The 24,552-nt window shown below is 68.9% G+C and carries 20 protein-coding genes and 1 riboswitch; of the genes, 10 read left to right on the top strand and 10 right to left on the bottom strand.

Annotated elements, in window-relative coordinates:
• Position 1: 1 nt before the first annotated feature.
• From A5727_RS21845 to A5727_RS21855, 3 genes are read right to left on the bottom strand one after another with little or no spacing between them, the layout of a single operon-like run.
• Positions 2-1,891, bottom strand: coding sequence for a hypothetical protein (locus tag A5727_RS21845; protein ID WP_068254941.1), 1,890 nt, complete (start codon positions 1,889-1,891; stop codon positions 2-4).
• 10 nt (positions 1,892-1,901) lie between these two features.
• Entirely contained in the window at positions 1,902-3,344 is a 1,443-nt protein-coding gene (locus A5727_RS21850; protein WP_082949955.1) for a glycosyltransferase, read from the bottom strand.
• Positions 3,337-4,683, bottom strand: a complete 1,347-nt coding sequence (locus tag A5727_RS21855; protein ID WP_157521503.1) for a hypothetical protein — start codon at positions 4,681-4,683, stop codon at positions 3,337-3,339. The genes A5727_RS21850 and A5727_RS21855 overlap by 8 nt, the downstream gene beginning before the upstream one ends.
• Before the next feature lie 419 nt (positions 4,684-5,102).
• Between A5727_RS21855 and pta the strand changes: the two genes are divergently transcribed.
• Both pta and A5727_RS21865 read left to right on the top strand, forming a co-directional pair.
• Entirely contained in the window at positions 5,103-7,178 is a 2,076-nt protein-coding gene (gene pta / locus A5727_RS21860; protein ID WP_068254947.1) for a phosphate acetyltransferase, read from the top strand.
• 3 nt (positions 7,179-7,181) lie between these two features.
• Positions 7,182-8,402 carry an acetate kinase gene (locus A5727_RS21865; RefSeq protein WP_068254951.1) on the top strand — a complete coding sequence of 407 codons (1,221 nt, stop codon included), beginning with the start codon at positions 7,182-7,184 and terminating at the stop codon, positions 8,400-8,402.
• A 22-nt stretch (positions 8,403-8,424) separates the two neighbouring features.
• Here the strand turns inward: A5727_RS21865 and A5727_RS21870 are convergent, their stop codons facing one another.
• The 3 genes from A5727_RS21870 to glnX are packed head-to-tail and all read right to left on the bottom strand — an operon-like array spanning position 8,425 to position 12,968.
• Positions 8,425-10,671, bottom strand: coding sequence for a serine/threonine-protein kinase PknG (locus tag A5727_RS21870; protein WP_068255052.1), 2,247 nt, complete (start codon positions 10,669-10,671; stop codon positions 8,425-8,427).
• 9 nt (positions 10,672-10,680) lie between these two features.
• A complete protein-coding gene (locus A5727_RS21875; protein WP_082949956.1) occupies positions 10,681-11,652 on the bottom strand; it encodes a glutamate ABC transporter substrate-binding protein in 972 nt (323 codons plus the stop codon).
• Complete coding sequence (gene glnX, locus A5727_RS21880; protein ID WP_068254954.1) at positions 11,649-12,968, bottom strand: protein kinase G-activating protein GlnX; 1,320 nt, start codon at positions 12,966-12,968, stop codon at positions 11,649-11,651. The genes A5727_RS21875 and glnX overlap by 4 nt, the downstream gene beginning before the upstream one ends.
• Before the next feature lie 153 nt (positions 12,969-13,121).
• Between glnX and A5727_RS21885 the strand changes: the two genes are divergently transcribed.
• Entirely contained in the window at positions 13,122-13,631 is a 510-nt protein-coding gene (locus A5727_RS21885) for an NUDIX hydrolase (protein ID WP_068254957.1), read from the top strand.
• On the opposite strand, the gene thiE is transcribed toward A5727_RS21885, so the two are convergent.
• Entirely contained in the window at positions 13,617-14,273 is a 657-nt protein-coding gene (thiE, locus tag A5727_RS21890; protein WP_502687700.1) for a thiamine phosphate synthase, read from the bottom strand. The two genes, A5727_RS21885 and thiE, sit on opposite strands and share 15 nt — an antisense overlap.
• Positions 14,274-14,324: 51 nt before the next feature.
• A riboswitch (TPP riboswitch) is annotated at positions 14,325-14,441 on the top strand.
• On the opposite strand from thiE, the gene thiO reads away from it, so the two are divergent.
• The 6 genes from thiO (at position 14,432) to A5727_RS21920 (ending at position 20,142) form a co-directional block, all read left to right on the top strand.
• Positions 14,432-15,451 (top strand): glycine oxidase ThiO, encoded by a 1,020-nt coding sequence (thiO, locus tag A5727_RS21895; protein ID WP_068255057.1) that lies wholly within the window; start codon positions 14,432-14,434, stop codon positions 15,449-15,451. (Overlaps the previous riboswitch by 10 nt.)
• Positions 15,448-15,645 (top strand): sulfur carrier protein ThiS, encoded by a 198-nt coding sequence (thiS, locus tag A5727_RS21900; RefSeq protein WP_068254963.1) that lies wholly within the window; start codon positions 15,448-15,450, stop codon positions 15,643-15,645. The genes thiO and thiS overlap by 4 nt, the downstream gene beginning before the upstream one ends.
• Positions 15,638-16,396, top strand: a complete 759-nt coding sequence (locus tag A5727_RS21905) for a thiazole synthase (RefSeq protein WP_068254967.1) — start codon at positions 15,638-15,640, stop codon at positions 16,394-16,396. Before thiS ends, A5727_RS21905 begins: the two co-directional genes overlap by 8 nt.
• Positions 16,393-17,175 carry an SGNH/GDSL hydrolase family protein gene (locus A5727_RS21910; RefSeq protein ID WP_286150231.1) on the top strand — a complete coding sequence of 261 codons (783 nt, stop codon included), beginning with the start codon at positions 16,393-16,395 and terminating at the stop codon, positions 17,173-17,175. The genes A5727_RS21905 and A5727_RS21910 overlap by 4 nt, the downstream gene beginning before the upstream one ends.
• 10 nt (positions 17,176-17,185) lie before the next feature.
• Entirely contained in the window at positions 17,186-18,688 is a 1,503-nt protein-coding gene (locus tag A5727_RS21915; RefSeq protein ID WP_157521504.1) for a M28 family metallopeptidase, read from the top strand.
• Positions 18,685-20,142 carry a M28 family peptidase gene (locus A5727_RS21920; RefSeq protein ID WP_068254968.1) on the top strand — a complete coding sequence of 486 codons (1,458 nt, stop codon included), beginning with the start codon at positions 18,685-18,687 and terminating at the stop codon, positions 20,140-20,142. Before A5727_RS21915 ends, A5727_RS21920 begins: the two co-directional genes overlap by 4 nt.
• Here the strand turns inward: A5727_RS21920 and A5727_RS21925 are convergent.
• Positions 20,139-20,810, bottom strand: coding sequence for an alpha/beta hydrolase family protein (locus A5727_RS21925; protein WP_068254971.1), 672 nt, complete (start codon positions 20,808-20,810; stop codon positions 20,139-20,141). The genes A5727_RS21920 and A5727_RS21925 overlap by 4 nt on opposite strands.
• A gap of 95 nt (positions 20,811-20,905) precedes the next feature.
• Here A5727_RS21925 and A5727_RS21930 point away from each other — a divergent pair, with 95 nt between their 5' ends.
• Entirely contained in the window at positions 20,906-22,336 is a 1,431-nt protein-coding gene (locus tag A5727_RS21930) for a serine/threonine-protein kinase (protein WP_068254975.1), read from the top strand.
• Here A5727_RS21930 and A5727_RS21935 read toward each other — a convergent pair.
• Both A5727_RS21935 and A5727_RS21940 read right to left on the bottom strand, forming a co-directional pair.
• A complete protein-coding gene (locus A5727_RS21935) occupies positions 22,333-23,619 on the bottom strand; it encodes a uracil-xanthine permease family protein (RefSeq protein ID WP_068254978.1) in 1,287 nt (428 codons plus the stop codon). The two genes, A5727_RS21930 and A5727_RS21935, sit on opposite strands and share 4 nt — an antisense overlap.
• 52 nt (positions 23,620-23,671) lie before the next feature.
• Positions 23,672-24,523, bottom strand: coding sequence for an alpha/beta fold hydrolase (locus A5727_RS21940; protein ID WP_068254981.1), 852 nt, complete (start codon positions 24,521-24,523; stop codon positions 23,672-23,674).
• Positions 24,524-24,552: the final 29 nt, after the last annotated feature.

The raw sequence follows: 24,552 nt of genomic DNA on the forward strand, positions 1-24,552 counted from the left end.
CCTATTCGCGATTGCGGTTTCGCCGGCGGGCCAGCACTGCGACAACGGCGCCGATCACCAGCAGCGCTCCGATCAGCCCGGAGGCCACCGCCCACCACCGCCACCCGTCACCGGGATACTCGTTGACCAGCGCACCGCCCTCTCGCACGGTGAGATTCACCGGGACGCCGGCCGCTCCGGTCGCGACCACATCACCGGTCAGTGACGCCCAGCGCCCCTCCAGGCCGCGGATGTGGTCGAAGGTTCGCTCGATCAGTTCCGTGGCACCACTGATCGCCAACACGTTGCGGTCCGCGGCGGTGAACGCCTGGATGACGCCCACCGGACCATTCAGATTCATCCCGGTGACGGGATGGCCGCTGACCAGGAGGGTGTGGTCGGCTCCGGTCAGCAGCGGTGCGTTCAGCCCCGCGTCGCGCAGCACGTCACCCGGGGCAACGACGAGCAGGCCGGCGCCCGACCCAACGGTGTCGGCCAGCGGGGTCAACCGCGGCTGGAGAATCACACTGGACTGTTGGCCCATCAGGTTGATCGCCTGTGCGGCGTACCGAATGTCGTGCGCCTCGGTGACCGCCACGTCGAAGTCCGGGGTGAAGGCACCCGGCAGCACCGGGAACCCACCGCGGTTGTCGGTGCCCGGTGTGACGGTGACCGTCGACGCCGGATTCAGGGTGAAAGTGATTCGATCCGACGGCGGTGCGCACTGCTGCTGCGGTACGTAGCGCAGTTCGACGGCTATTCCGACGTTGGACGTGATGGATTCCTTGGGGATGTCACCGGTGACATCGAGTTGTCCTGACGCGTCGAGCACCCGGGAGGCGACGACGGTGGATCCCGACCGGATCACCACCGAACCCTCGCCACGGACGATCGGCGTGTAGTCGGCCAGCACGTGAATCCTGGCGTGCTGGACGGGTCCGACTCCGAAGGCCGCGGTGTCGAAACCGACGTACTGGGTCGTGCTGCCCTGCACGGACGTCGACGCGGTCATCCCGAGTTCGTCGAAGGTCTTGATGGTGGTGGTCTTGGGTTTGTCGTCCACGACCGAATCGACACTCGCGGCGGCGGTTTGGGCCAGTGCCACTCGTCGGTCGGCGAACAGCTGGGTCTGATTGAGCAGTTCGGCGCCGGAGCCGGTGATCACCAGGGTCGACTCGGGGGTGCCGGGATACTCGATGAACATGCCGGAATCCGGACTGTGCCGGATGTCCACCACTCGTTGCAGCGGGCCCCCCGTTGGGGTGATCTCGGCGGAGGTGTCCACGTCGATGCGGACGGGGATCGGCCGGTACAGGTGCGTGAGTTTGGCGACGAGGCTCAGCGCCGCCTGCTGCACATCGGTGGCGGGGTCCGGTCCGACTCGGATCACGATGCGTTCGAGGTAGCCGGGCAGGAAGTCGGCGATCGTGGCGGGGTTGGGCACCTCACCGGAGAACACGGTGGCGAGCTGGGTGAGCGCCACGGTGGGTGGGCGAGTGCACCCGTCGACGTGTTGATTGCCGTCACGCAGAACGAAACTCAGCTTGGCCCTGCCCTCGACGATCTGGGCGTTGGCGGTGTCGACGGCGAACCAGACGGTGCTCTGGTCCGCGGGTACGACGATGCCGCCGAGCACCGTACCGGCTGCGTCGACCACGTCGACCCGCCCGGCGACCACGTTGACCACCGATCCGATGAAACCGGTCAGCACGGTGGGCACCACACCGGGGGGCACCGGAACGGCGACGTCGTTGGGCTGGTCGGAACCGACGATGTCGATTCGATCGGGCAGCCCGAGCTGCCGCCAGCCGATGCCGGGGTTCTCCTCCGGTTCGGCAGCGGCAGAGGCGGCGTTCGCGACGGCCATCACGGCCACCGTCAGGGCGGCGAGGAGTCTGAGCAGAAGGAACATGTCGGCGCTGTCATTTCTGTATCGAGTAGGGGATGGCCAGTCCGTGCACCGTCTTCTCCCAGAAGAACGGACGGAAGATCAACTGGTAGATCGCCTTCAATGCGGCGACCGACTGCAGGAACCAGTACAGCGGAACGAGCAGGGCTGCCCACCACAGGTACGGCTTGCCGAGCACCTGCGCGACGATCAGCTCGATGAAGATGAACAGTGGCGTCCCGATGATGAAGGTGGCAAGGCAGATGTAGTAGGTGAACGGTGGAAACAGCGCCGAGATCGTCGAGGGGTGACCGAGTATCCAGATCACCATCGTCGACCAGAAGACGAGGTTCAGGGCGCTGGTGATCGGAATCGCCCCGGTCATGTTGACCAGCCTGAGCAGAGCCACGGTGCCGATCTCCCGGCGCAGCTGCAGCGGGTGGCGAAGGTGGACGAAGGTGGTCTGCAGGTAACCCTTGTACCAGCGGGACCGCTGCCGGATCCAGTTCACGACATCGGAATTGGCCTCTTCGAGAGTGGTGGAGTCGAGGATCAGGGTCTTGTACCCGTGCCGCGCCAACCGGACGCCGAGGTCAGCGTCCTCGGTGACGTTGAACTCGTCCCACCCGCCGACCGCATGCCAGACCCGGGCCGGCATGTGGTTGGAGGTCCCGCCGAGCGGCACGACGCAGCCGGCGTTCTCGACTGCCGGCAGTACCAGACCGAACCACTGGTCGTATTCCAAGGAGAACCAGCGCGTCAGCAGATTCTGGCGTTCGTTGAAATAGGCGAGCCGCGCCTGCAGGCACCCGACGTCCTCGGGCAGGTTCCGGAAGGCCGCCACCGCGCGCCGAAGTTGCAGCGGGTCGGGGATGTCCTCGGCGTCGTAGATGGTGACCAGCTCGCCCCTGCGGTCCGGGAGGAGCATCCCGTAGTTGCAGGCCTTGGGCTTGGTCTTGGGCAGGCTGTGCGGCACGAGGACGACGCGGATGTTCTCCATCGGCAGGTTGGACAGCGCGTTCTGCGTCTCGGTGTCGTCCTCCTCCACCAGCAGCAGCAGTTCGAGTCGGTCGCTGGGGTAGTCGAGTCGGCAGACACCGTTGATCAGGTCCTCCACGATCTTGGGCTCGTGGTAGACCGGCAGCAGCACCGTGTAGACGGGCAGTTCGTCGTCGGGAATCGACAAGGCCTGCTCGTCGCTGATGGTGACGAAGGATGGGGAGCGAAGTCCCTTGAGGATCAGGAGGTTTCGGTCGACCGTCGACACCAGGTAGACCAGTGCCGTCGCCGTCAACAACAGGACCGGGAGGTACCGGGGTGCCAGCACGCTCAGACAGGCGATGAGGACTGCTGCCACGCCCAGCCGGATCAGTGACCTGCCCTGCAGCACAGTGCGCGCCGACAGGTGCGCGGGCAGGTGCGGTCGAGGGAGATGGGGTAAATGCAGATGGGGTCGGTGCTGGTGGTCGTCACCCATCGCGCCCGTGGGTCTCCGTGATCGCGCGGACCACCTCGGCGGCACGGTGCACCACGCTTCGATCCAGTTCTGCGGGGTCGGATGATTGACGGCGCGACAACCACAGAGTCGGATCGATCATGGTGTTGGACACCGACAGCGCGCGGGGCATGGGTGGCGGCTCGGGCGATGTGTTCGACTGATTGACCAGCACTGTGACACGTTCGTAGGCGTCCGGCGTGCGCCACAACCATGTCACGGCGTACCAGTGCTGTTCGGCGTCGCTGGTTGCGATGTCGGGATTGTTGTAGACGACCCGAGATCCGTTGGGGGCGCCCAGTTCCGGATCTGCCGGGCGATAGTTCAGCGGTTCTGTCGAGGGGTACCAGACGGCGTCGGTGTAGTCCCGCAGCCCGGCCAGATTGGGGCTGGTCATGACGTCCACCACGGCCGGCGGGTGCCCGTCGGGGGCGGGAGCGGTGTACCGGGTCAGCGATGCGTCGGGGCCCAGAAACCGGCTGATGAATGGAATGGGAGTCGGCTGGAACAACCCTGCGTTCGTCACCCAGTCAGTGGGTGCCGACGGCGGAGCTGCAGGTGGGCCCTGCAGAGGATGCGCGGCCAGCATCCCGAGCGCCCCGAGGGTGAGCAGCGCGATGGTTCGGGGCGAGCGGTGCAGGGGCGGGGGTGTGCTGCCCCCGACGTGCACGGGGTCGGCCGCGGGGCGCAGCGGGTAGAGGAGAGCGGCACACAGCACCGGCACCGCGCCCCCGGCGATGAGGACCAGGATCGTCAGACCGACCACCCCGTCGAGGGCCGTCGTGGTGATGGCGGCGAGCAGAAGGCAACCGACGGCAGCGACGAGGCGCCAGGGCAGCGCGATTCCGCGGCCGCACAAAAAGACTGCCGTCGCCCCCAGCGCCCCCGCGACCATCGCGGCGTCAGCGTCGGAACCGCCCAGATGCGCGACCGCGAGTTGGTAGGGCAGCGGTGTCAGGCAGCACAGCAGGAACGCCCCGGCCGCCCACGCCCGAAACACTCGTCGCGAACCCGCCACCACCACCGCGCAACAGGCGACCCAGAAGGCGACGCCCACCAGGTCGAGGTGCCACAGCGCGGCGACGGTTGGTCCGCGCTGGGTGAACAGGTGGATGCCCGCCAGGCCACCGACGCCGAGCAGTACGGCCAGGATCCAGTCTGACTCCGAGTCCCCGACACCGTCATTGCAGGATCGATAACTGCTGACGATGAGGAGGATGAGCACCGGAACGGACAGCAGATACGCGTTGCGCGATCCGTCCAGCACGTCGGCCACCAGGTCGGCGAAGACGAACATGTAACCGACGCCGGTCAGTGCCACGATCGCGGCGACCTGTGGCCAGAAGCTGTCTGAACGCCGTGCCGCCGTGGCGGGCGCGGGCGATTCCGCGTGTGCGCCGCCGCCGCGGTGGTCAAGTTTGTTGCTGTCGCTAAAGAGTTCGTTGCCAGGGACCTGCGATGGAGCGCCATTCATATTTGCTGAAACTGTCATGTCTCATCCTTTGTCGCAGCGCCGCGGACGGACCATGAGAACATAACCGCAGTTGAAAGGCCTAGTGACAAATGTCCCAAATGACGCATTCTTTCCTGTGAGTTTCGCCACAATCACGTTGTAGCGTTATACATTTGAGACCGCGCCGCCGATAAAGGATTTGCTGAAATTGCACTAACGCAAGCGTGTGGGTGTCGGGGTCGGTGGCTGCCGCATAAGCGGGGTGCTTCCCGTGCAAGGCTGGAGACATGGTGGACAACGGCCGCGCCTCCGGCATCTACATCGCGTCGCCGGAAGGTGACACCGGTAAGTCGACGATTGCCCTCGGCATTCTGCGCCGGCTGGCCGCGACCGCGCCCCGCGTGGGGGTGTTCCGGCCCATCACCCGACTCGGCGAGGACCGGGACTACATTCTCGAACTCCTCCTCGATCAGACCACCGCGGGACTGAGCTACGAGCAGTGCGTGGGCGTGAGCTATCAGCAGTTGCATGAGGACACCGACGCCGCGATGGTCACGATCGTCGACCGCTATCACGCCGTGGCGGATCGCTGCGATGTCGTGGTGATCGTGGGGAGCGACTACACCGATATCGCGAGTCCGTCCGAACTGTCGGTCAATGCGAGGATCGCGGCCAATCTGGGTGCGCCGCTGGTGCTCGCGGTGCACGCGAGGGAACGCACGCCCGACGACGTCGCGCAGTTGGTCGGACTCTGTCTCGACGAGATCTCCGGTCAGCATGCGTACACCGCGGCCATCGTCGCCAACCGCTGTGACCCGGACCAGCTGACCGCGGTGGCCGAGGCGCTCGGCAGATTCGGGCTGAAGTCCTACGTCCTGCCGGAGGATCCGCTGCTGGTCGCGCCCTCTGTCGGCGAGTTGCGCGAGGCCGTGGGCGGCACGCTGATCAAGGGCGACGAGGCACTGCTCGGACGTGAGGCGATGGCCGTCCTGGTGGCGGGCATGACCGCCGAGCACGTGCTGGAGCGGCTGCGCGAGGGGATGGCCGTGATCACCCCCGGGGATCGGTCCGACGTCGTGCTGGCCGTCATGAGCGCGCATGCGGCCGAGGGGTTCCCGTCGTTGTCCACTGTGATCCTCAACGGAGGCCTGCCGCTGCACCCGTCGATAGCGGCCCTGGTCGACGGCCTCGGCCTGCGCCTTCCCATCATCGCGACGGACCTGGGCACCTTCCACACCGCGAGCGCGGTGGCCGGCACGCGGGGGCGTGTCACGGTGACGTCGCAGCGCAAGATCGACACCGCCATCGAACTCATGGAACAGCATGTGAACCTCGATGACCTGCTCACAGTGCTGTCGATCCCTATTCCGACGGTCACCACGCCGCAGATGTTCACCTATGAGCTTCTGGACCGAGCGCGGTCTTTACGCAGGCGGATCGTGCTGCCGGAGGGGGAGGACGACCGCATCCTGGCGGCAGCGGGCCGACTGCTGCAGCGTGGCGTCGCCGATCTGACGATACTCGGCGACGAGGCCCAGATCCGTTCCCGGGCAGCGGAACTCGGTGTCGACCTGTCGTCGGCCACCCTCATCAATCCGAAGACCAGCCAGTACTGCGATCAGTTCGCGCAGCAGTACGCCGAACTGCGCAGGCACAAGGGTGTCACGGTCGACCACGCTCGCGAGATCATCCACGATGTGTCGTACTTCGGCACCATGCTGGTGTACAACGATCTCGTCGACGGCATGGTGTCGGGCGCCGCGCACACCACGGCGCACACCGTGCGCCCCGCGTTCGAGATCATCAAGACGCAACCCGATGTCTCGACGGTGTCGAGCATCTTTCTGATGTGCCTGGCGGACCGCGTGCTGGCCTACGGGGACTGTGCGATCGTGCCCGACCCCACGGCCGAGCAGCTGGCCGACATCGCGATCAGCTCCGCGCGCACCGCGGCCCAGTTCGGCATCGATCCCCGAGTGGCGATGCTGTCCTATTCGACCGGCAGTTCCGGCACCGGCGCGGACGTCGACAAGGTCCGCACCGCAACCGAACTGGTGCGCCAGCGCGCTCCCGAACTGTTGGTGGAGGGGCCCATTCAATACGATGCGGCCGTCGAACCGTCCGTCGCGGTCACCAAGATGCCGGACTCGCCCGTCGCCGGGCGCGCCACGGTGCTGATCTTCCCGGACCTCAACACCGGCAACAACACCTACAAGGCTGTGCAGCGCAGTGCCGGGGCGATCGCGATCGGTCCGGTGCTGCAGGGCCTGAACAAACCGGTCAACGACCTGTCCCGCGGTGCGCTGGTCGAGGACATCGTCAACACCGTGGCGATCACGGCGATCCAGGCGCAGAGGAGCTGAGCAGTGCAGCGAACGGTTCTGGTGTTGAACTCTGGCTCCTCGTCGGTGAAATACAGCCTTGTACAACCGGAATCGGGTGTGTCAGTGGCCGACGGGATCATCGAGCGGATCGGTGACGACCACTCGCTGGCGCGCCTGGAGTTCGGCGGTCTCAAGGTCGAGCGGGAACGGTCGGTGGCCGATCACGACGCCGCGCTGCGCCTGACATTCGATCTGTTCGCCGAGGTCGGCGGCCACCTCGAAACCCTCGGACTGGTCGCGGTCGGGCATCGGGTGGTCCACGGCGGACGGGACCTCTACCGCCCCACCCTGATCGATGACGCGTTCGTGGCCAAGATCGACGCGCTGTCCGCGCTTGCGCCGCTGCACAATCCGCCCGCGGTGCTGGGCATCGAGGTGGCGCGCAGAATCCTGCCCGACGTGCCGCACGTCGCGGTCTTCGACACGGCGTTCTTCCACGACCTGCCCGAGGTCGCGGCGACGTACGCGATCGATCGAGAGGTCGCGCGGCAGTGGCAGATCCGCCGATACGGCTTCCACGGAACCTCCCACGAGTACGTGAGCCAGCAGGCCGCGAAGTTCCTTGACGTCCCGCTGTCCGCCCTCAACCAGATCGTGCTTCATCTGGGCAACGGGGCATCGGCCTCGGCGATCGCGGGGGGCCGCCCGGTGGACACCTCGATGGGGCTGACACCCATGGAGGGGTTGGTGATGGGCACCCGCAGCGGTGACGTCGACCCGGGGCTGGTGTTCTACCTGGCCCGCACGGCGAAGATGCCGGTCTCGGAGATCGAGTCGATGCTGAATCGGCGCTCCGGAGTGCGAGGTCTGTCCGGGGACAACGATTTCCGCGAACTGCACAAGGCCATCGAGGCCGGATCCGCCGACGCGCGATTGGCCTACGAGGTCTACATCCACCGCCTGCGCAAGTACATCGGGGCCTATCTGGCCGTCCTGGGCGACACCCACGCGATCACGTTCACCGCCGGCGTCGGTGAGAACGACGCCCAGGTGCGACGTGACGCCCTGACCGGCCTGGCACCGCTCGGGGTGGAGATCGACGAGCATCTCAACGAGAGTCCGGCGCGCGGTGCGCGGGTGATCTCGGCGGAGAACTCGCCGACCAAGGTGCTGGTGATCCCGACCGACGAGGAGTTGGCCATCGCGCGGGCGTGTGCCGCGGTGGTGGATCCGGGGGATTCGGGGGATTCGGCCGACCAGTGACGCCGCTGCTGCTCGCGGAAGATCAGAAGGTGCTCATCGGGCGGACCGTATTGGCCATGTCCACCAGCGCATACCGATGCTCGCGCGTGGGCGCCTGACGTGCCAGCGCCCGCAGGCTCGCCTCAACGCCCAACTGCAGACCGTGCTGGGTGAACGGGAAGCCCAGGATGTGGTTGGTGCTGGCCTCGTTGTCGGCGATCCAGTCCAACGCGGTGCCCAACACGAGCGCGCGGATCTGCAGCACGCGGGGTTCGGATTCGGGCAGCACCTCGACGCGACGCGCGGCATCCCGGATCTGCTGTTCGGTGGCCTCGCTGATCGACCGTCCCGACAACAGCGTCACCGCGCTGGTGAGTCGCGCAGTGGTGAAATGCCGCGACGTCGGCGGCACCTGATCGAGCGTCTTGACCGCGGCCTCGCGTTCGCCCTCGGCCGACTGCGCACGGGCCAGGCCGAAGCCCGCGGACACGACGCCGTTGTCGGTGTTCCACACGGTCTTGTAGAACTTGGCCTCGTCGGTGTTGCGGGCCAGTTCGGCGGTCGCCGCCAGCGCCAGCTTGGGCGCGATCTCGCCCGGCAGCATGTCCAGCACCTCAGTGAAATGCTTTGTCGCCGAGTCATAGTCGGCCGTCAGAAGTTCTGAGACGGCGCGGAACCAGACCAGCCGCCAGCGCCAGCCGACCCGCTCGGCCAGGTCGTCGAGCTTGCGGGTGGCCTTGGCGACATCGCCGAGGTCCAGCAGCGCCCGGACCTCCATCAGCGGCAGTTCCACCGAGTCGGCGAGGTCGATGCCGTCGGAGTCCAGCGTGCCGTGGCGTGCCGCGCGCAGCGAGTCCAGGGTCTGCACGGGCTGGGACAGCAGCGTCGCGCTGAGCACCGTGGCCCCGACATCGGTGGGGTCGACGAGCGGCACCGGCAGGGCCGTGACGATCTCGGCCGCCGTCAGCTTCTCCGAATGCGGCTTGCCGTCGAGGTACACATCGGTGTGGGCGACCAGCAGATCCACCCCGAACGTCGCCCGCGACGGACTGAACACCGTCGACAGACCGGGACGCGGCACGCCCGTGTCGTTGGCCACCACCTCCCGCAGCACGCCGAGCAGCTGTGCCGACATCTCCTCGGTGGTGGCGAACCGCCGGCGCGGGTCGGGATCGATCGCGCGGCGCAGGAGGCGGGCGAAGCTGTCGTAGCGGGTCAGCACCGGATCGTCGTCGGGAAGGCCGTCGACGTAGCGGCCGTTCTTGGTGCGCAGTCTGCACGTCAGCGCGGCCAGGGTTCGGCCCACGGTGTAGATGTCGGTCTGCACTGTGGGGCCGGTGCGCACGATCTCGGGCGCCTGATAACCGGGCGTGCCGTAGAGGTATCCGAACGAGTTGATCCGCGAGACCGCGCCGAGGTCGATCAGCTTGAGCTGTTCCTCGGTCAGCATGATGTTCTCGGGCTTGAGGTCGTTGTAGCACAGGCCGATCGAGTGCAGATAGCCCAGCGCGGGCAGGATCTCGAGCATGTAGGCGATGGCCTGGGCGACCGGCAGTCGCTCCCGGCTGCTCTGCTTCAGCGAGGTCCCGCCGACGTACTCCATGACGATGTAGCCGACCGGGTCGCCGTGGTTGTCGGGGTGCTCGACGAAGTTGAAGATCTTGACGATCGACGGGTGCGCGACCTCGGCCAGGAACTGCCGTTCGGCCATCGCGATGGCCTGGGCCTCGGCGTCACCGGAATGCACCAGACCCTTGAGGACCACGGGTCGTTCGTTGACGTTGTGGTCCACCGCCAGGTACACCCAGCCCAGACCGCCGTGCGCGACACAGCCCTTGATCTCGTACTGGTCGGCGACCATGTCGCCCGGACCCAGTTGCGGCAGAAACGAATACGCGCTGCCGCAGTACGGGCACCAGCCCTCGGACAGGGCTTCGCCGTCCGCGCTGGACCGGCCCACCGGCTTACCGCAGTTCCAGCAGAACCGCTTGGACTCGGCGACCACCGGATTGCTCATCAGCGCTGCCAGTGGGTCGATCTCCGGCACGCGCGGGATCTCGACGAGTCCGCCACCGAGGCGCCTGGTGGGGGCGATCGTGCGGGTGATCGCCGTCGGGTGGTCCTGCGGTTCGGTGCCCGTGGTGGAGAAGTCGTCGTCATCGTCGAAGTTGGGCCGGAAGATCGCCTGTGTGGCCATCGGGCGCATGGTCGAGGTCGAGTCGAACTCGACTTCGGCGGGCTGGGTGCCCGGCCCCTCGTCGATCGGTTCAGCCGTGTCGTCGTCGGTCATGTCCACCCCCTAGTCCAGGTACCGGGCGGTCGGGGGAGCGGGAACCGGACCGAGGACGCTCAACCATTTGCGGTACAGCGTGGTCCACGTGCCGTCCCGCCGGATCCGGTCCAGCGTCCCGTTGACGAACCGGACCAGTGGCGTGTTCTCGAGGTTGATGCCGATGCCGTAGGGCTCCTGGGCCATGCTCGGGCCGACGATGTGCAGGAAGGGATCCTGGGCGGCCAGGCCCGCCAGGATCGTGTCGTCGGTGCTGACGGCGTCGACCTGACGCTGCTGGATGGCCACCAGGCAGTCGGCCCAGGTCACCACCGAGATGATGATCGGCGCCGGGGTGATCCGCTGGATCCGCTGCAGCGACGTGGTGCCCTCGACCGCGCACACCCGGCGCCCCGACAGGTCCGAGGCCTGACTGATCGCCGAGTCCCGTGGGACCAGGATGCGTTGGTAGGCGGTCAGATACACGGTCGAGAAGTTGACCTGCTGGCGGCGTTCACAGGTGATCGTCATGGTCTTCACCACGATGTCGACCTGGTTGTTGCGCAGGGCGTTGATGCGGTCGGCAGACGACAGGATCCGGTACTCGACCTGCGTCGGGGTGCCGAAGATGTCGCGCGCCACCTCGCCGGCGATGTCCACGTCGAACCCGGTGATCTCCCCGGTGATCGGATCTCGGAAGGAGAACAGGTTGGACCCGATGTCCAGACCGACGATCAGCCGGCCGCGGTTGCGGATGTTGGTGACCGCCTCCCGCGCATCGTCTCGGTTGGGGAACGGGCGCAGGCTGGCGGTGCGATCGCAGTCGTCGTCGGTGACCGGTGGCGGCGCGATCTCCGGGGCGAGTTCCTGCAGCCCTGCGGGAGTGGGCGGTGACAGCGTCAACGTCGGGACCACGGCCTCCGGCGGCGCCTGCCCGCAGGCCGTGACACCGGTCAGCACGACCGCCGCCACGGCCGCGCACACATTGCGCCAGCGGTTCATCGGTACTCCGCCATCCGCGGCCACAGTCCCAGGGCCACCGCCATCGCGGCGCCCAGCGACAACACCACACCGCCGATCGTCGCGCCGGACAGCACGCGGCGGGCGCTGGCGATGTCGCGGCGCAGTTGGCTGCGGCTCTCCTGGATGCCCGCGCTCAACGCGGCCTCCAGTTTGTCGAAGGCCGGAGTCGAGTCGTCCTCGCCCGTGCCGAGCGCGACCTGCGTGGCGGCCTGGTAGTTGCCCACCGAGATGTAGGCGTTGATGCGTTCGTCGGCGGCCCGCCACCGGGCCAGCAGGGTGTTGGCGTTGGCCAGGTCGGTCTTGTCGATCGAATCCTGCTGTTCGAGGTAATCCGAGAGTTGGCGCTGCATGTCCTCGATGCGCTGGTAGTAGGACTGCTTGCGGACATCGGCGTCGCCGCGGCGGATCAACGACAGGGTCTCGTCGGCGCGGGCCTGCTGGGCGGTGATCGCGAGGTTGGTGACGGTCTTGAGCGACTCCGCGGCGGTGTCCTTCGCGCTGCGGCTCACCGCGGTGGAGATGACCAGCGCCGTGCCCACCCAGATCACCATGATCAGGATCGCGAGCCCGCCGGCGACCAGCCCGATGTTGACCCGTCGCCGGGTGCGCCGGCCCAGCCACCTGTGCGCGAACGCGCCGAACAGGATCGTGGCGGTCACCACCAGGATCACCGGCGCCGGAATCCGCGTTGAGGCAGTGGTCTCGGCGTCGACGCGGGAGGACATCTCCTCGTAGAGCCGCTGCGCGTCCGGCAGGATCGTGCCCTGCATCAGTGACGACGCCTCCGACAGGTACGACGATCCGACCGGATTGCCCGCGCGGTTGTTGGTCCGGGCCGTCTCGATCAGTCCGGTGTAGACCGCGAGGTTGGCGTTGATCCGGCCGAGCAGTTGACCCATGTCCTCGTCGGACAGCCCGCGGGCCGCGCGGGTGAGCGCCGCGGCCGCATCGGTGATCGCCTGTTCGTAGCGTTGCCTGACCGGGCGGGGTTCGGCGCCCGCGATGAACGCGGTCGCGGCCGCGGCGTCGGCGACCGACAGCGTGGTGTAGAGCTCGCCCGCCGCGAACGACAGGGGTTCGGTGTGGTCGAGCACCGTGGTCAGCGCCTGCTGGCGATGGTCGATGGTCGTCGACGTGGCGAACGCGCTGAGCACACCGAGCATCGCCAGGATCGCGCCGAGCGCGAGAATCCGCCCGGGAGTGGTCCACAGAAACCAGCGCCGGGGTTGGTGGGAGTCGGTGGGTGAACGGGACGCCAGCGGCTCCGTCGACGGGTGCGTCAGCTCCACCGTCACCGTCAACCCACTTTCTGCGGTTTCGTATCTGTGTCAGTCGCCACAATCCTAAGAGCGAGTCTAAGAGCCTCGTGTGACTGATGGGGCGTGATCGCACGGGAGACGCGGCGTCAGGCGCGCACATCCGGGTCGCGCCCGCATATTGTGGAGCGCGTGCGTGGTGACGGAGACGGTTGGGTGATTTCCGAGAGCGGCGCCCACTACTGGGGTCGCCACGGTGCGGCCGGCCTGTTGTTGCGCGCCCTGCGCGCCGATGGATCGTTCGCGGTGCTGTTGCAGCACCGGGCGCCATGGAGCCATCAGGGCGGGACCTGGGGTCTGCCCGGTGGTGCGCGCGACAGCCATGAGACGCCCGAGCAGGCCGCGGTCCGGGAGGCCCACGAGGAGGCGGGCCTGCCCGCGGATCAGCTCACCGTCCGGACCAGCGTGGTGACCGCGGAGGTCGGCTCGGACGACGGCAGCACCCGCTGGACGTACACGACCGTGATCGCCGACGCGCCGTCGCTGCTGGCCACCGTGCCCAACCGGGAGAGTTCCGAACTGCGCTGGGTCCCCGAAGACGAGGTCGCGCACCTGCCGCTGCACCCCGGCTTCGCGGCCAGTTGGCAACGGCTGCGCGAGGTGGTGGCGGACATCCCGCTGCCGGGGTCAGCCCAGCTGTAGGGCCGACTTCAGTTCGGCGGCCGCGGCGGCCGGGTCCGGCGCCGCGGTGATGGCCCGGACCACCACGATGCGGGTCGCCCCTGCGGCGACCACGTCACGGACTCGGGGCAGATCGATGCCGCCGATCGCGAACCAGGGCTTGTCGGTGCCGGACTGCGCCGCGGTGCGGACCAGGTCCAATCCCGGTGCGGGCCGACCCGGTTTGGTGGGCGTGGGCCAGCACGGGCCGACGCAGAAGTAGTCCACCGCCTCGTCGACGGCCGCGGCGACCTGTGCCGCGTCATGCGTGGACCGGCCGATCAACGGCCGCGCGCCGATGATGTCCCGCGCCACGTGCAGCGGCAGATCGTCCTGGCCCAGATGCAGCACGTCGGCGTCGGCCGCGCGCGCGATGTCGGCCCTGTCGTTGACCGCGACCAGCGCGCCGTGCCGATGCGCGGCGTCGGCCAGCACCGCCAGCGCCTCGAGTTCCTGGGCGGCCTCGAGCGGGCCGAACTCGCGTTCACCGGCCGAACCCTTGTCACGCAGCTGGATGATGTCGACGCCGCCGGCCAGCGCGGCCTCGGCGAACTCGGCGAGGTCACCGCGCTCGCGGCGCGCGTCGGTGCACAGGTACAGGCGCGCGTCGGCCAGTCGGTCCAGGGGTAGTCGGGTCACGCGTAGAGGCTACCCAGGGCGGTTTGAGTACCCTGGACAGGTGAACGCGGGAGTCCGGCGAACCGGGCTGAGAGTGGGCCGAGACCATCAGGGCCCTTACCGTTGAACCTGATCCGGGTCATGCCGGCGATAGGGAGGACAACATGACCGGTGCGCCCAGCCTGGCCGTCGTCGGCGGCGGTGTCATCGGCCTCTCCGTGGCGCGTCGAGCGGCGCAGGAGGGCTGGTCGGTGCGGGTGCACCGCAGCCCCGAGACCGGTGCGTCGTGGGTCGCGGGCGGCATGCTGGCCCCGCACAGCGAGGCCTGGCCCGGTGAAGAGGAGCTGCTGCGCATCGGCCTCGAGTCGCTGGAGCTGTGGCGCGCCGAGGGGCCCGGCTCCTATCTGGACGGGCTGCCGCCGAACGTGGTGACCGCGCGTGCGTCCCTCGTGGTCGCCGTGGACCGGGCCGACGCGGCCGACCTGCGCACGGTGGTCGACTGGCTGGCCGAACAGGGCCACCCCGTGGAGCCGACGACCGCGGCGCGTGACATCGAGCCGCTGCTGGCCCAGGGCATCCGGCACGGATTCACCGCGAGCACCGAACTGTCCGTTGACAACCGCGCCGTGGTCGCCGCGCTGACCGAGCACTGCGAACGGCTCGGCGTGACCTGGGCCGGGCCCGTGAGCGACCTGTCCGACGTCCACGCCGATCTGCGGGTGGTCGCCAACGGGGTGGACGCGCCAAGCCTGTGGCCCGGGCTCGACATCCGCCCGGTCAAGGGTGAGGTGCTGCGACTTCGGTGGCGCAAGGGCTGTATGCCCGTGCCGCAGAAGGTGATTCGTGCAAGGGTGCACGGCAGGCAGGTGTACCTGGTGCCCCGGGCAGACGGTGTGGTGGTCGGGGCCACGCAGTACGAACACGGGCGGGACACCGCACCCACGGTGTCGGGGGTGCGGGATCTGCTCGACGACGCGTGCGAGGTGATGCCGGCGCTCGGTGAGTATGAGCTGGCCGAGTGCGCCGCGGGCCTGCGCCCGATGACGCCCGACAACCTGCCGATCGTCGGGCGACTCGATGACACCACGCTCGTGGCGGCCGGACACGGCCGGTCCGGTTTCCTGCTGGCGCCGTGGACCGCGGAACGCATCGCGGCCGAACTGAAAGCGAGGGTTGCGGTATGAGGATCCTGGTCAACAACGAAGAGCTCGACGTCGACGACAACACCACGGTCGAAGATCTGGTGGAGCGCCTCGGTTATCCCCAGAAGGGCATCGCGGTGGCCGTCGACTGGACGGTACTGCCCCGAACCGACTGGCACACCGAACTTTCCGACGGCGCCCGCGTCGAGGTCGTGACGGCGGTGCAGGGTGGTTGACTCGAAGCTGACCATCGCGGACCGCACCTTCGGCTCACGGTTGATCCTGGGCACCGGCGGGGCGGCGAACCTCGCGGTCCTCGAGGAGGCGCTGATCGCCTCCGGCACCGAACTGACCACCGTGGCGATGCGCCGGGTGGACGCCGAAACCGGCACCGGAGTGCTCGACCTGCTCGACCGGCTGGGCATCATGCCGCTGCCCAACACCGCGGGCTGCCGCGGTGCCGCTGAGGCGGTGCTGACGGCCCAGCTCGCCCGTGAAGCGCTTCAGACCAACTGGGTCAAACTCGAAGTGATCGCCGACGAGCGCACCCTGCTGCCCGATGCCGTCGAATTGGTCCGCGCGGCAGAGCAGTTGGTGGACGACGACTTCGTCGTGCTGCCCTACACGACGGACGATCCGGTCCTGGCCCGCCGCCTCGAGGACGTGGGCTGCGCCGCGGTGATGCCGCTGGGCTCGCCGATCGGCACGGGCCTGGGCATCGCCAACCCGCACAACATCGAGATGATCGTGGCGGCCGCGCAGGTGCCGGTGATCCTCGACGCGGGCATCGGCACGGCCAGTGACGCGGCCCTGGCCATGGAGTTGGGCTGTGACGCGGTGCTGTTGGCCAGCGCGGTCACCAGGGCCGCGGATCCACCGGCGATGGCCGCCGCGATGGCCGCGGCCGTCACCGCGGGTCACCTCGCCCGACACGCGGGCCGCATCCCGAAGCGGTTCTGGGCTCAGGCTTCAAGTCCGGCCCTGTGACCGCGGGCCGCTACGTCGCGCTCGGCAGTTCGATGGCGGCCGGGCCCGGCATCCCGCCGCGCGTCCCCGGTTCGCCGTGGCCCGCGGCACGGTCGGCCCGCAACTATCCCCACCTGGTCGCCGCCGAGGTCGGGTTCGATCTGGTCGACGTCACCTACTCGGGGGCGACGACCGCGCACCTGCTCACCGACGCGCAGCTGGGCTCACCGCCCCAGATCGATGCCGTGACGGCTGACGCCGCACTGGTCACGGTGACCATCGGCGGCAACGACATCGGCTACGTGCCGATGCTGTCGGCCGCCGCGTCGCCCGCGCTGCTGCGCCGCCTCCCGGTGCTGGGCTCCCGGATGCGCGACCTGCTGGACCCCGACGCCCGCGAGCGCGCGCTCGTCGAGCTCGGCGCCTCGATGCGCGCCGTCGGGACAGCCCTGCGCGACCGCGCGCCGCGGGCCCGGGTGTTCTTCGTGGACTATCTGACCCTGCTGCCCCCGCCGGGGCAGCCCGCCCCGCCGCTGTCGGAGGCCGAGGCCGACCTGGGACGACGACTGGCCGCCGGACTGGCGCAGGTGACCGCCGAGGCCGCCGCGGCCACGGGGTGTGAACTGGTGCGGGCCGCCGACGCGAGCCGTGCGCACCATGCCTGGTCCGCGCGGCCCTGGACCGTCGGGGCCGGATTCCCGCTGGCCTTCCTGTTCGGCCGCCCCGCGCCGTTCCACCCGAACGCCGAGGGCATGCGGGCGGTGGCGGACCTGGTGATCGAGGCGTGGCGGGACGGCTAACCTGGGGCGGGTGCGTCGCATATGTCGGGCAGTGACTGCCCTGATCGCCGTTGTTGCCCTGATCGTCGCCGTCGGCGCGTGTGGCCGGGAGGCGGCCGGCCCGCAGGCCATCCGCGAGGGCGCGGATGCGGTGAAGTTCGCCGATGGCATCCGGGCGCGGATCAACACCGACGCCCTGATGGCGCACCTGCAGAAACTGCAGGACATCGCCGACGCGCACGGTGGTAACCGCGCGGCAGGCGAGCCCGGCTACGACGCCAGCGTGGACTATGTCGCCGGTGCGCTGCGCGACAAGGGGTTCGACGTGCAGACCCCCGAGTTCGAGGTTCGGGTGTTCAAGGGGGAGAACGGCACCGTGACCTCCGGGGGTGTCTCGCTGACCGCGATGCCGCTGCAGTTCACGATCGGCACCCCACCTGAAGGACTCACCGCGCCACTGGTGCCGGCCCGCCCCGGCGACGCCCCGGGATGCGCCGCGACCGACTACGACGGACTTCCGGTGTCGGGCGCGATCGTGCTGGTGGACCGCGGCACCTGCCCGTTCGCGCAGAAGATGGCCAACGCCGTGGCCCGCGGTGCGGTCGGCGTGATCATCGCCAACAGCGTCGACGAGAAGGAGATGGGCGGCACGCTGGGTGAGGGCACCGACGTCTCGGTGCCCGTCGTCAGCGTGAGCAAAGCCGATGGCGCAACACTGCGGGCCAAGCCCGAGCAGGTCACCATCAAGGTTTCGGCGCAGACCCGAAAGTTCAAGTCCCGCAACGTCATCGCCCAGACCAAGACCGGCGCCACCGGCAACGTGGTGATGGTCGGCGCGCACCTCGACAGCGTTCCGGAGGGCCCCGGGATCAACGACAACGGGTCCGGGGTGGCCGCGGTGCTCGAGACCGCGCTGCAGCTGGGCGCCGAACCGGACGTGCGCAACGCTGTCCGGTTCGGGTTCTGGGGCGCCGAGGAGCTGGGCCTGGTGGGGTCCGCGCGCTACATCGAGACGCTGAATGTCGAAGAACTCAAAGACATTGCGCTGTATCTCAATTTCGACATGCTCGCCTCGCCCAATCCGGGCTACTTCACCTATGACGGAGACCAGTCGGCACCGCGGACGCGCGACGCCGCCGCCCCGCGAGTGCCCGAGGGCTCGGCGGGCATCGAACGGCAGCTGGTCGACTACCTGGCCTCGGCCGACAAGGTCGCCCAGGACACCTCGTTCGACGGACGGTCGGACTACGACGCGTTCACCCTCGCCGGTATCCCCTCGGGTGGGCTGTTCGCGGGCGCCGAGGAGAAGATGACCGCCGAACAGGCCACACTGTGGGACGGGAAGGCCGACGAGCCGTTCGACCCGAACTACCACAAGGACACCGACACCATCGCGCACATCGACCGCACCGCACTCGGCATCCAGGGCGCGGGGGTGGGCTACGTCGCGGCGTTCTACGCGCAGGACCAGGGCGGGCGGAACGGCATGCCGGACCGTGCGGACCGCACTCGGCACGTCGTCGCCCCGTCGTGACCGTTCGGCGGGCCGCGGCGGCGGCCGGTGCGGTGGTGACCGTGCTGGCCGGTTGCGGTTCCGCCCCACCCGCAGCGCCCGAGACGTCGCTGCCGCAGGACTTGGCGGCCAGGATCACCATCGATGCGATGCGCACCCATCTGCAGCGGTTCTCCGAGATCGCGCACGACCACGGCGGAAACCGGGCCGATGGCACCCCGGGTCACCAGGCCAGCGTGGATTACGTTGTCGGTCTCCTGCGGGACAAGGGGTTTGAGGTCCGCACTGAAGAACTGCGGCGGTTGGACACCGTCTCGGCGGGCGCGCCCACCCTCGTCGTCGGCGCGCGGACATTCCAGGTGGACCAGGCCTCGCTGCTGCTGCCCACGCCCGCCGGGGGGACCACAGGCCGGGTGTTCACGCCACGCGTGGCCGCGGGGTGTTCGGCCGGGGACTATCCCAGCGCGGTCAAGGGCGGCATCGCCGTCGTGGACGACACCCGGTGCTCCGTGGTGGACAAACACGATGCGGCGGCGCAGCGAGGTGCCGCGGCCCTGGTGGTGATCAGTGCGGGAGGCCGCACCGCAAGCCAGCCGGGGCTGTTCCCGCGGGGCTACTACGAGCCGATGACGATTCCGGTGGCGGTCGCCGGTGCGGAGGCGGGTTCGGCGCTGCGTCGCACCAGCACGCCCGTGCGGGTCGTGCTGGACGCCAAGAGTGTGCTGGTGCGGTCTCAGAATGTGCTGGCCCAGACCAGGACCGGCGCCACCACCGACATCGTGTTGGTCGGCGCGCACCTCGACAGCGTGGCGGCGGGTCCGGGCATCAACGACAACGCCTCGGGGGTGGCCGCGGTGCTCGAGACGGCGCTGCAGCTCGGCGCGCGACCCAAGGTTGCCAACGCCGTCCGGTTCGCGTTCTGGGGCGCTGAGGAGAAGAACCTCGCCGGGTCGGCCGACCACGTGTACGGGTTGAGCGGTGACGAGCTGAATTCGATTGCGCTGTACCTGAACTTCGACATGCTCGGGTCTCCGAACGCCGGGTACTTCACCTATGACGGGGACCAGTCGGCACGTGCCGACGCCGAGCCGGTGCCCATCGGGTCCGAAGGCATCGAGCGCACGCTGGCCTCCTACCTCAACCTGGCCGGGCGGCGGCCCGCCGATCTGCCGCTGACACAGCGCTCCGACTACCAGAGTTTCCTGGCCGCCGGGATTCCGGTCGGCGGGATGACGACCGGCGCCGACGGGCGTAAGACCACCGTCCAGGCGCGGCTGTGGGGCGGCGACGCCGGGGTGGCCTTCGACCCCAACTACCACACCGCGCGCGATGACCTCGAGGCCGTCAACGAGGACGCGCTGGCGGTGATGGGCTCCGGCGCCGCGTTCGCCGTCGGGACCTACGCGGTGTCGATCGAGGGCGCCAACGGCGTCCCTGTGCACGCGAAACGCCATCGCCGCGCACTCGGCCCCTAACGCAGCGCCGCGGCGATGTGGTCGGCGACGGCCTCGGCGATCCGCAGGGTCGGTTCATCGTCGGCCGGGACGTAGCGGTCGGTAGCCGCGTCCCACCGCGCACCTGCGATCTGACCGTGATCCGCGGGGAGTTCGACGACGTCCACCGACCAGCCGACCTCCTCCAGCGCCGTCGCGAACTCCCGGCTCGCGGCCGCGGGGACCACGGTGTCGGCGAGACCGTGCAGAAGCGTTACGGGTGCCCCGATCCGCGCGGCCGAAAGGCCCTCCGCCGCCGGCTCACCCGAGATCGGGTCGGGCGCGGTGAAGGCGCCGGCCAGGCACACCGTGTGGGTGATGTCGATGCCGAAGCGGTCGGCGTGGACGGTGAGCCCGGCGGCCGCGGCACCGCCGAGCGACCACCCGAGCAGGGCCAGGCGGCCGTCGCCGTCGCTCCACGACTGGGCGAAGGCGACCGAACCCAGCAGGTCCTCCCGTCCGCCATCGGGCGCATGTGAGTTCCAGTCGGCCGCCACCACGCCGAACCCCCGTTCGGCGAGGAGTGTGGCCAGTGGACGGACCGCTTCTCGGGCATCGCTCTGCATCCCATGCCACATCAGTAGCGTGGGGTGTGAGGGGTCGCCGAACACATCGGCCAAGCGCCCCGGTGCGTACTCAGTAGTCCTCATCCGAGAGGCGGTTTTCCCGAATCACGCGATCTGAAACCAGCGAACGACGGCTGTTATGGTCGGGTCTCACCGTGTGTCGGGAGGTGACTTGACACATGCCGTTGACCAACGGCGAATCCTTCGCCGGCTATCGGATTCTGCGAATGATCGGAACCGGTGGCATGGGCGAGGTCTACCTGGCAGCGCATCCGCGGCTGCCGCGCCGGGATGCGCTCAAGGTGCTGCCGGCGCAGATGTCGGCCAACGAGGAGTTCCGCGAGCGGTTCAACCGTGAGGCCGACCTGGTGGCCACGCTGTTCCACCCGCACATCATCGGGGTGCACGACCGCGGTGAGGACCACGGCCGGTTGTGGATCTCGATGGACTACATCGACGGCCCCGACGCGGGCCGGCTGCTGCGTGAGCGGTACCCCGCCGGTATCCCGCGACAGCAGGTCGTTGAGATCGTCGCGGCGGTCGCGGACGCCCTGGATTACGCCCACCTGCGCGGCCTGCTGCATCGTGACGTGAAGCCGGCGAACATCCTGCTCACCGATCCCGCCTCGGGTGTCCGGCGGATTCTGTTGGCGGACTTCGGCATCGCCCGCAGCCTCAACCAGACCCACGGGCTGACCCGGACCAACGCGGTGCTGGGGACGGTGTCGTACTCGTCACCCGAGCAGTTGATGGGGCAACCGCTGGACGGCCGGTCGGATCAGTATTCGCTGGCCGCGACGGCCTTCGAACTGTTCACCGGAACGCCGTTGTTCTCCGACGACAATCCCGCGGTGGTGATCGGCCAGCACCTCAACGCCGCGCCGCGGGTGCTCGGTGCCGTGCGTGCCGACCTCGCGGATCTGGACGCGGTGATGGCGCGAGCGCTGGCGAAGAATCCCGCGGACAGGTTCGTCACGTGCACGCAGTTCGCGCAGGCCCTGGCCGACCCGGACGCCGCGGCGCGGCGGGTGCCCCGGCCGACCGCCCAGTTGCCCCCGGCGATGCGCACCGACCAGGACTGGCTGCTGCCCGCGGCGACGCCCGCCGGGCCCCAACCCCGTCCGTCCCGGTGGCTGTTGGTCGGCGGGGTGCTCGCGGTGCTCATGCTGGTGCTGGGGCTCGCCCTCTACGCGGGTTCGTCCGACGACCAGCAGGCCGGTCCCGCGACGACCGCGGTGTATCCCACGCCCACGACGATGCCCACGACGGTGCCCACGACGATGGCCACCGGCGAGGTGACCTTCGAAGGCATGCGTGACCTGGTGCTCGCGGTCTACTCGGCGCTGCCGAAGCACACCGAGGAAGCCTGGGACATGTTCGACGCCAACTATCAGAACAAGACCGGGTATGCCGACTTCCGGAACTTCTGGGCGGGCGTGCACAAGGTCGAGGTGCTGTCGGTGTCACCGCGCGACGCCGACAGCGTCGTGGCCCGGATCCGCTACGTCGTCAAGGGCGGCAGGAACGACACCGAGGACCGCTGGCTGAAAGTCGTGCCGGTGGACGGCAGGCTGCTCGTGCACGACTCCGGGCGGATCGGGCCGGCCTAGCGGACCATACCGTCGGTGGGCACGGCCTCGGGGTGGCCGCCGCGCAGCGCGCCGAGACCGCGCATCCCGTGGTAGATCAGCAGCGCCGCGATCGAGCCCAGCGCGATGCCGGTGAACGTCAGATCTCCGATCTGCCAGGTGAAGTCGGCGATGCCGATGATCAGAGCGATCGCCGCGGTCATCTGGTTGACCGGCAGGCTGAAGTCCACCCGGTTGGTCAGCCAGATGCGGATGCCCAGGACGCCGACCAGGCCGTACAGCACGATCGTCGCGCCGCCGAGCACGCCGGCCGGAATGGCGGAGATGACAGCACCGACCTTGGGGCACAACGACAGTGCGATCGCGACGATCCCGGCGACCCAGTAGGCCGCGGTCGAGTAGACCCGGGTCGCGGCCATCACGCCGATGTTCTCGGCATACGTCGTGGTGGCCGATCCGCCGCCGGCCCCGGCCAGCACCGTGGCCACACCGTCGGCGGCCAGGGCACGTCCTGTGAGCGGGTCGGTGTCCACACCGGTCATCTGCCCGACGGACTTCACGTGCCCGATGTTCTCGGCCACCAGGGCGATCACCGCGGGCAGGAACATCGGCAGCACGGCCAGGGAGAAGGTGGGCGTCTGGAACTCCGGCAGGCCCAACCAGCTCGCCGCCGCGATGCCCGAGGTGTCGACGTCGCCGAGCGCCCACGCCAGCAGATATCCCAGGACGACGGCGACGAAGATCGCCAGGCGGCCGATCAGACCGCGGAAGAACGCGAGAGCACTCACCAACAGCACGAGCGTGACGAGCCCGACCAGAGGGCCCTTCTCGAAGTTGGACTTGGCCGCGGGGGCGAGGTTGAAACCGATCAGCGCGACGATCGCTCCAGTGACCACCGGTGGGAGCACGATGTCGATCCAGCGCGTGCCGACCAGGTGGACCACCGCGCCGATGATGATGAGCAGGACGCCGACGGCGATCAGGCCGCCCAGTGCGCTTCCGGACCCCTCGGCGGCGACGGCGGCCGTCACCGGGGCGATGACCGAGAAGCTCGAGCCCAGGTAGCTCGGCAGGCGGTTGCCCGTGATGATCAGGAAGAGCAGCGTCCCGATGCCCGAGAACAGCAGTGTGGTGGCCGGCGGGAAACCGGTCAGGACGGGCACCAGGAACGTGGCGCCGAACATCGCCACGACGTGCTGCGCGCCGATGCCGATCGTGCGGGGCCAACTGAGGCGTTCGTCGGGGCCGACCACGAAGTCGGGCTCGGGTCTGCTGGCGACGGGTTTCCAGGTCAGCGGAATCACGGTTTATGACTACACACCACCGGGGCCCGGATCGCAGCGCAATCGGCGCGTGTCAGGGTGTGGCGGGTGACTCCGCCAGGGCAACGATGGCGTCGACCACCGCGCCGGGATTGTCCAGCGGGACAAAGGTCCGTGCTCCCGGCACCTCGGTGATCGCCGAGTCGGGGAACAGCGCGGCCAGGCGCCGGCCCAGCGCGGGTGTGAAGAATCGGTCGGCCGAACCCCACACCAGGCGTACCGGTTTGGTGAATCGGTGCAGGCGCGGTGCCACGTGCGTCAGGTCGGTGGCCCCGATGCCGCGGGCCATGGCCGCCAGATCACCCGCGATGCGCGGGTCGGTGCGGGCCGGCTCCACCCAGGACGCCGTGAGGTCGGGGTCGACGTGCGTCGCGAGCAGGCCGTAGCCCGCGGGGCTGTGCCGCAGGGGTCGCAGGCGCATCAGGTTGAACAGTGCGGAGATCGACCTGGGCCCGCGCAGCATCGCGAAGACGGCGTCGAAGGGGAACGGGGGGAACGCCTCGAAGGCGTCGCAGTTGGTCAGCACGAGCCTGCCGATGCGTTCGGGATGGGTGTCGATCAGGAACTGGCACAGGCCGCCGCCCGTGTCGTTTCCGACCAGAGTGACGTCGTCGAGGTTCAGGGCGGCGAGGAAGCCGCCGATGATTCCGGCCAGGCCCTGGGGGGTCAGGGCCGTGCGGTCGGTGACGGGCGTGGTGTGGGAGCCCAGGGGCAGGCGCGGAAGAAGGCAGCGGTACCCGCGTTCGGCCAGGGCGTTCGCGACCTTCGACCAGAGTCGTTCGTCGACGATCATGCCGTGCACGAAGACGACGGGTGGGTGGGGTGAGTCGATGGGGCCCAGGTCGAGGTAGTCGATTCGGCTCTGCTGCAGCGTGACGTGTGGCATGGCGGGCTATCCTCGTTCCGAAATTTACA

The sequence above is a fragment of the Mycobacterium sp. ACS4331 genome (assembly GCF_001667265.1).
Lineage (GTDB): Bacteria > Actinomycetota > Actinomycetes > Mycobacteriales > Mycobacteriaceae > Mycobacterium.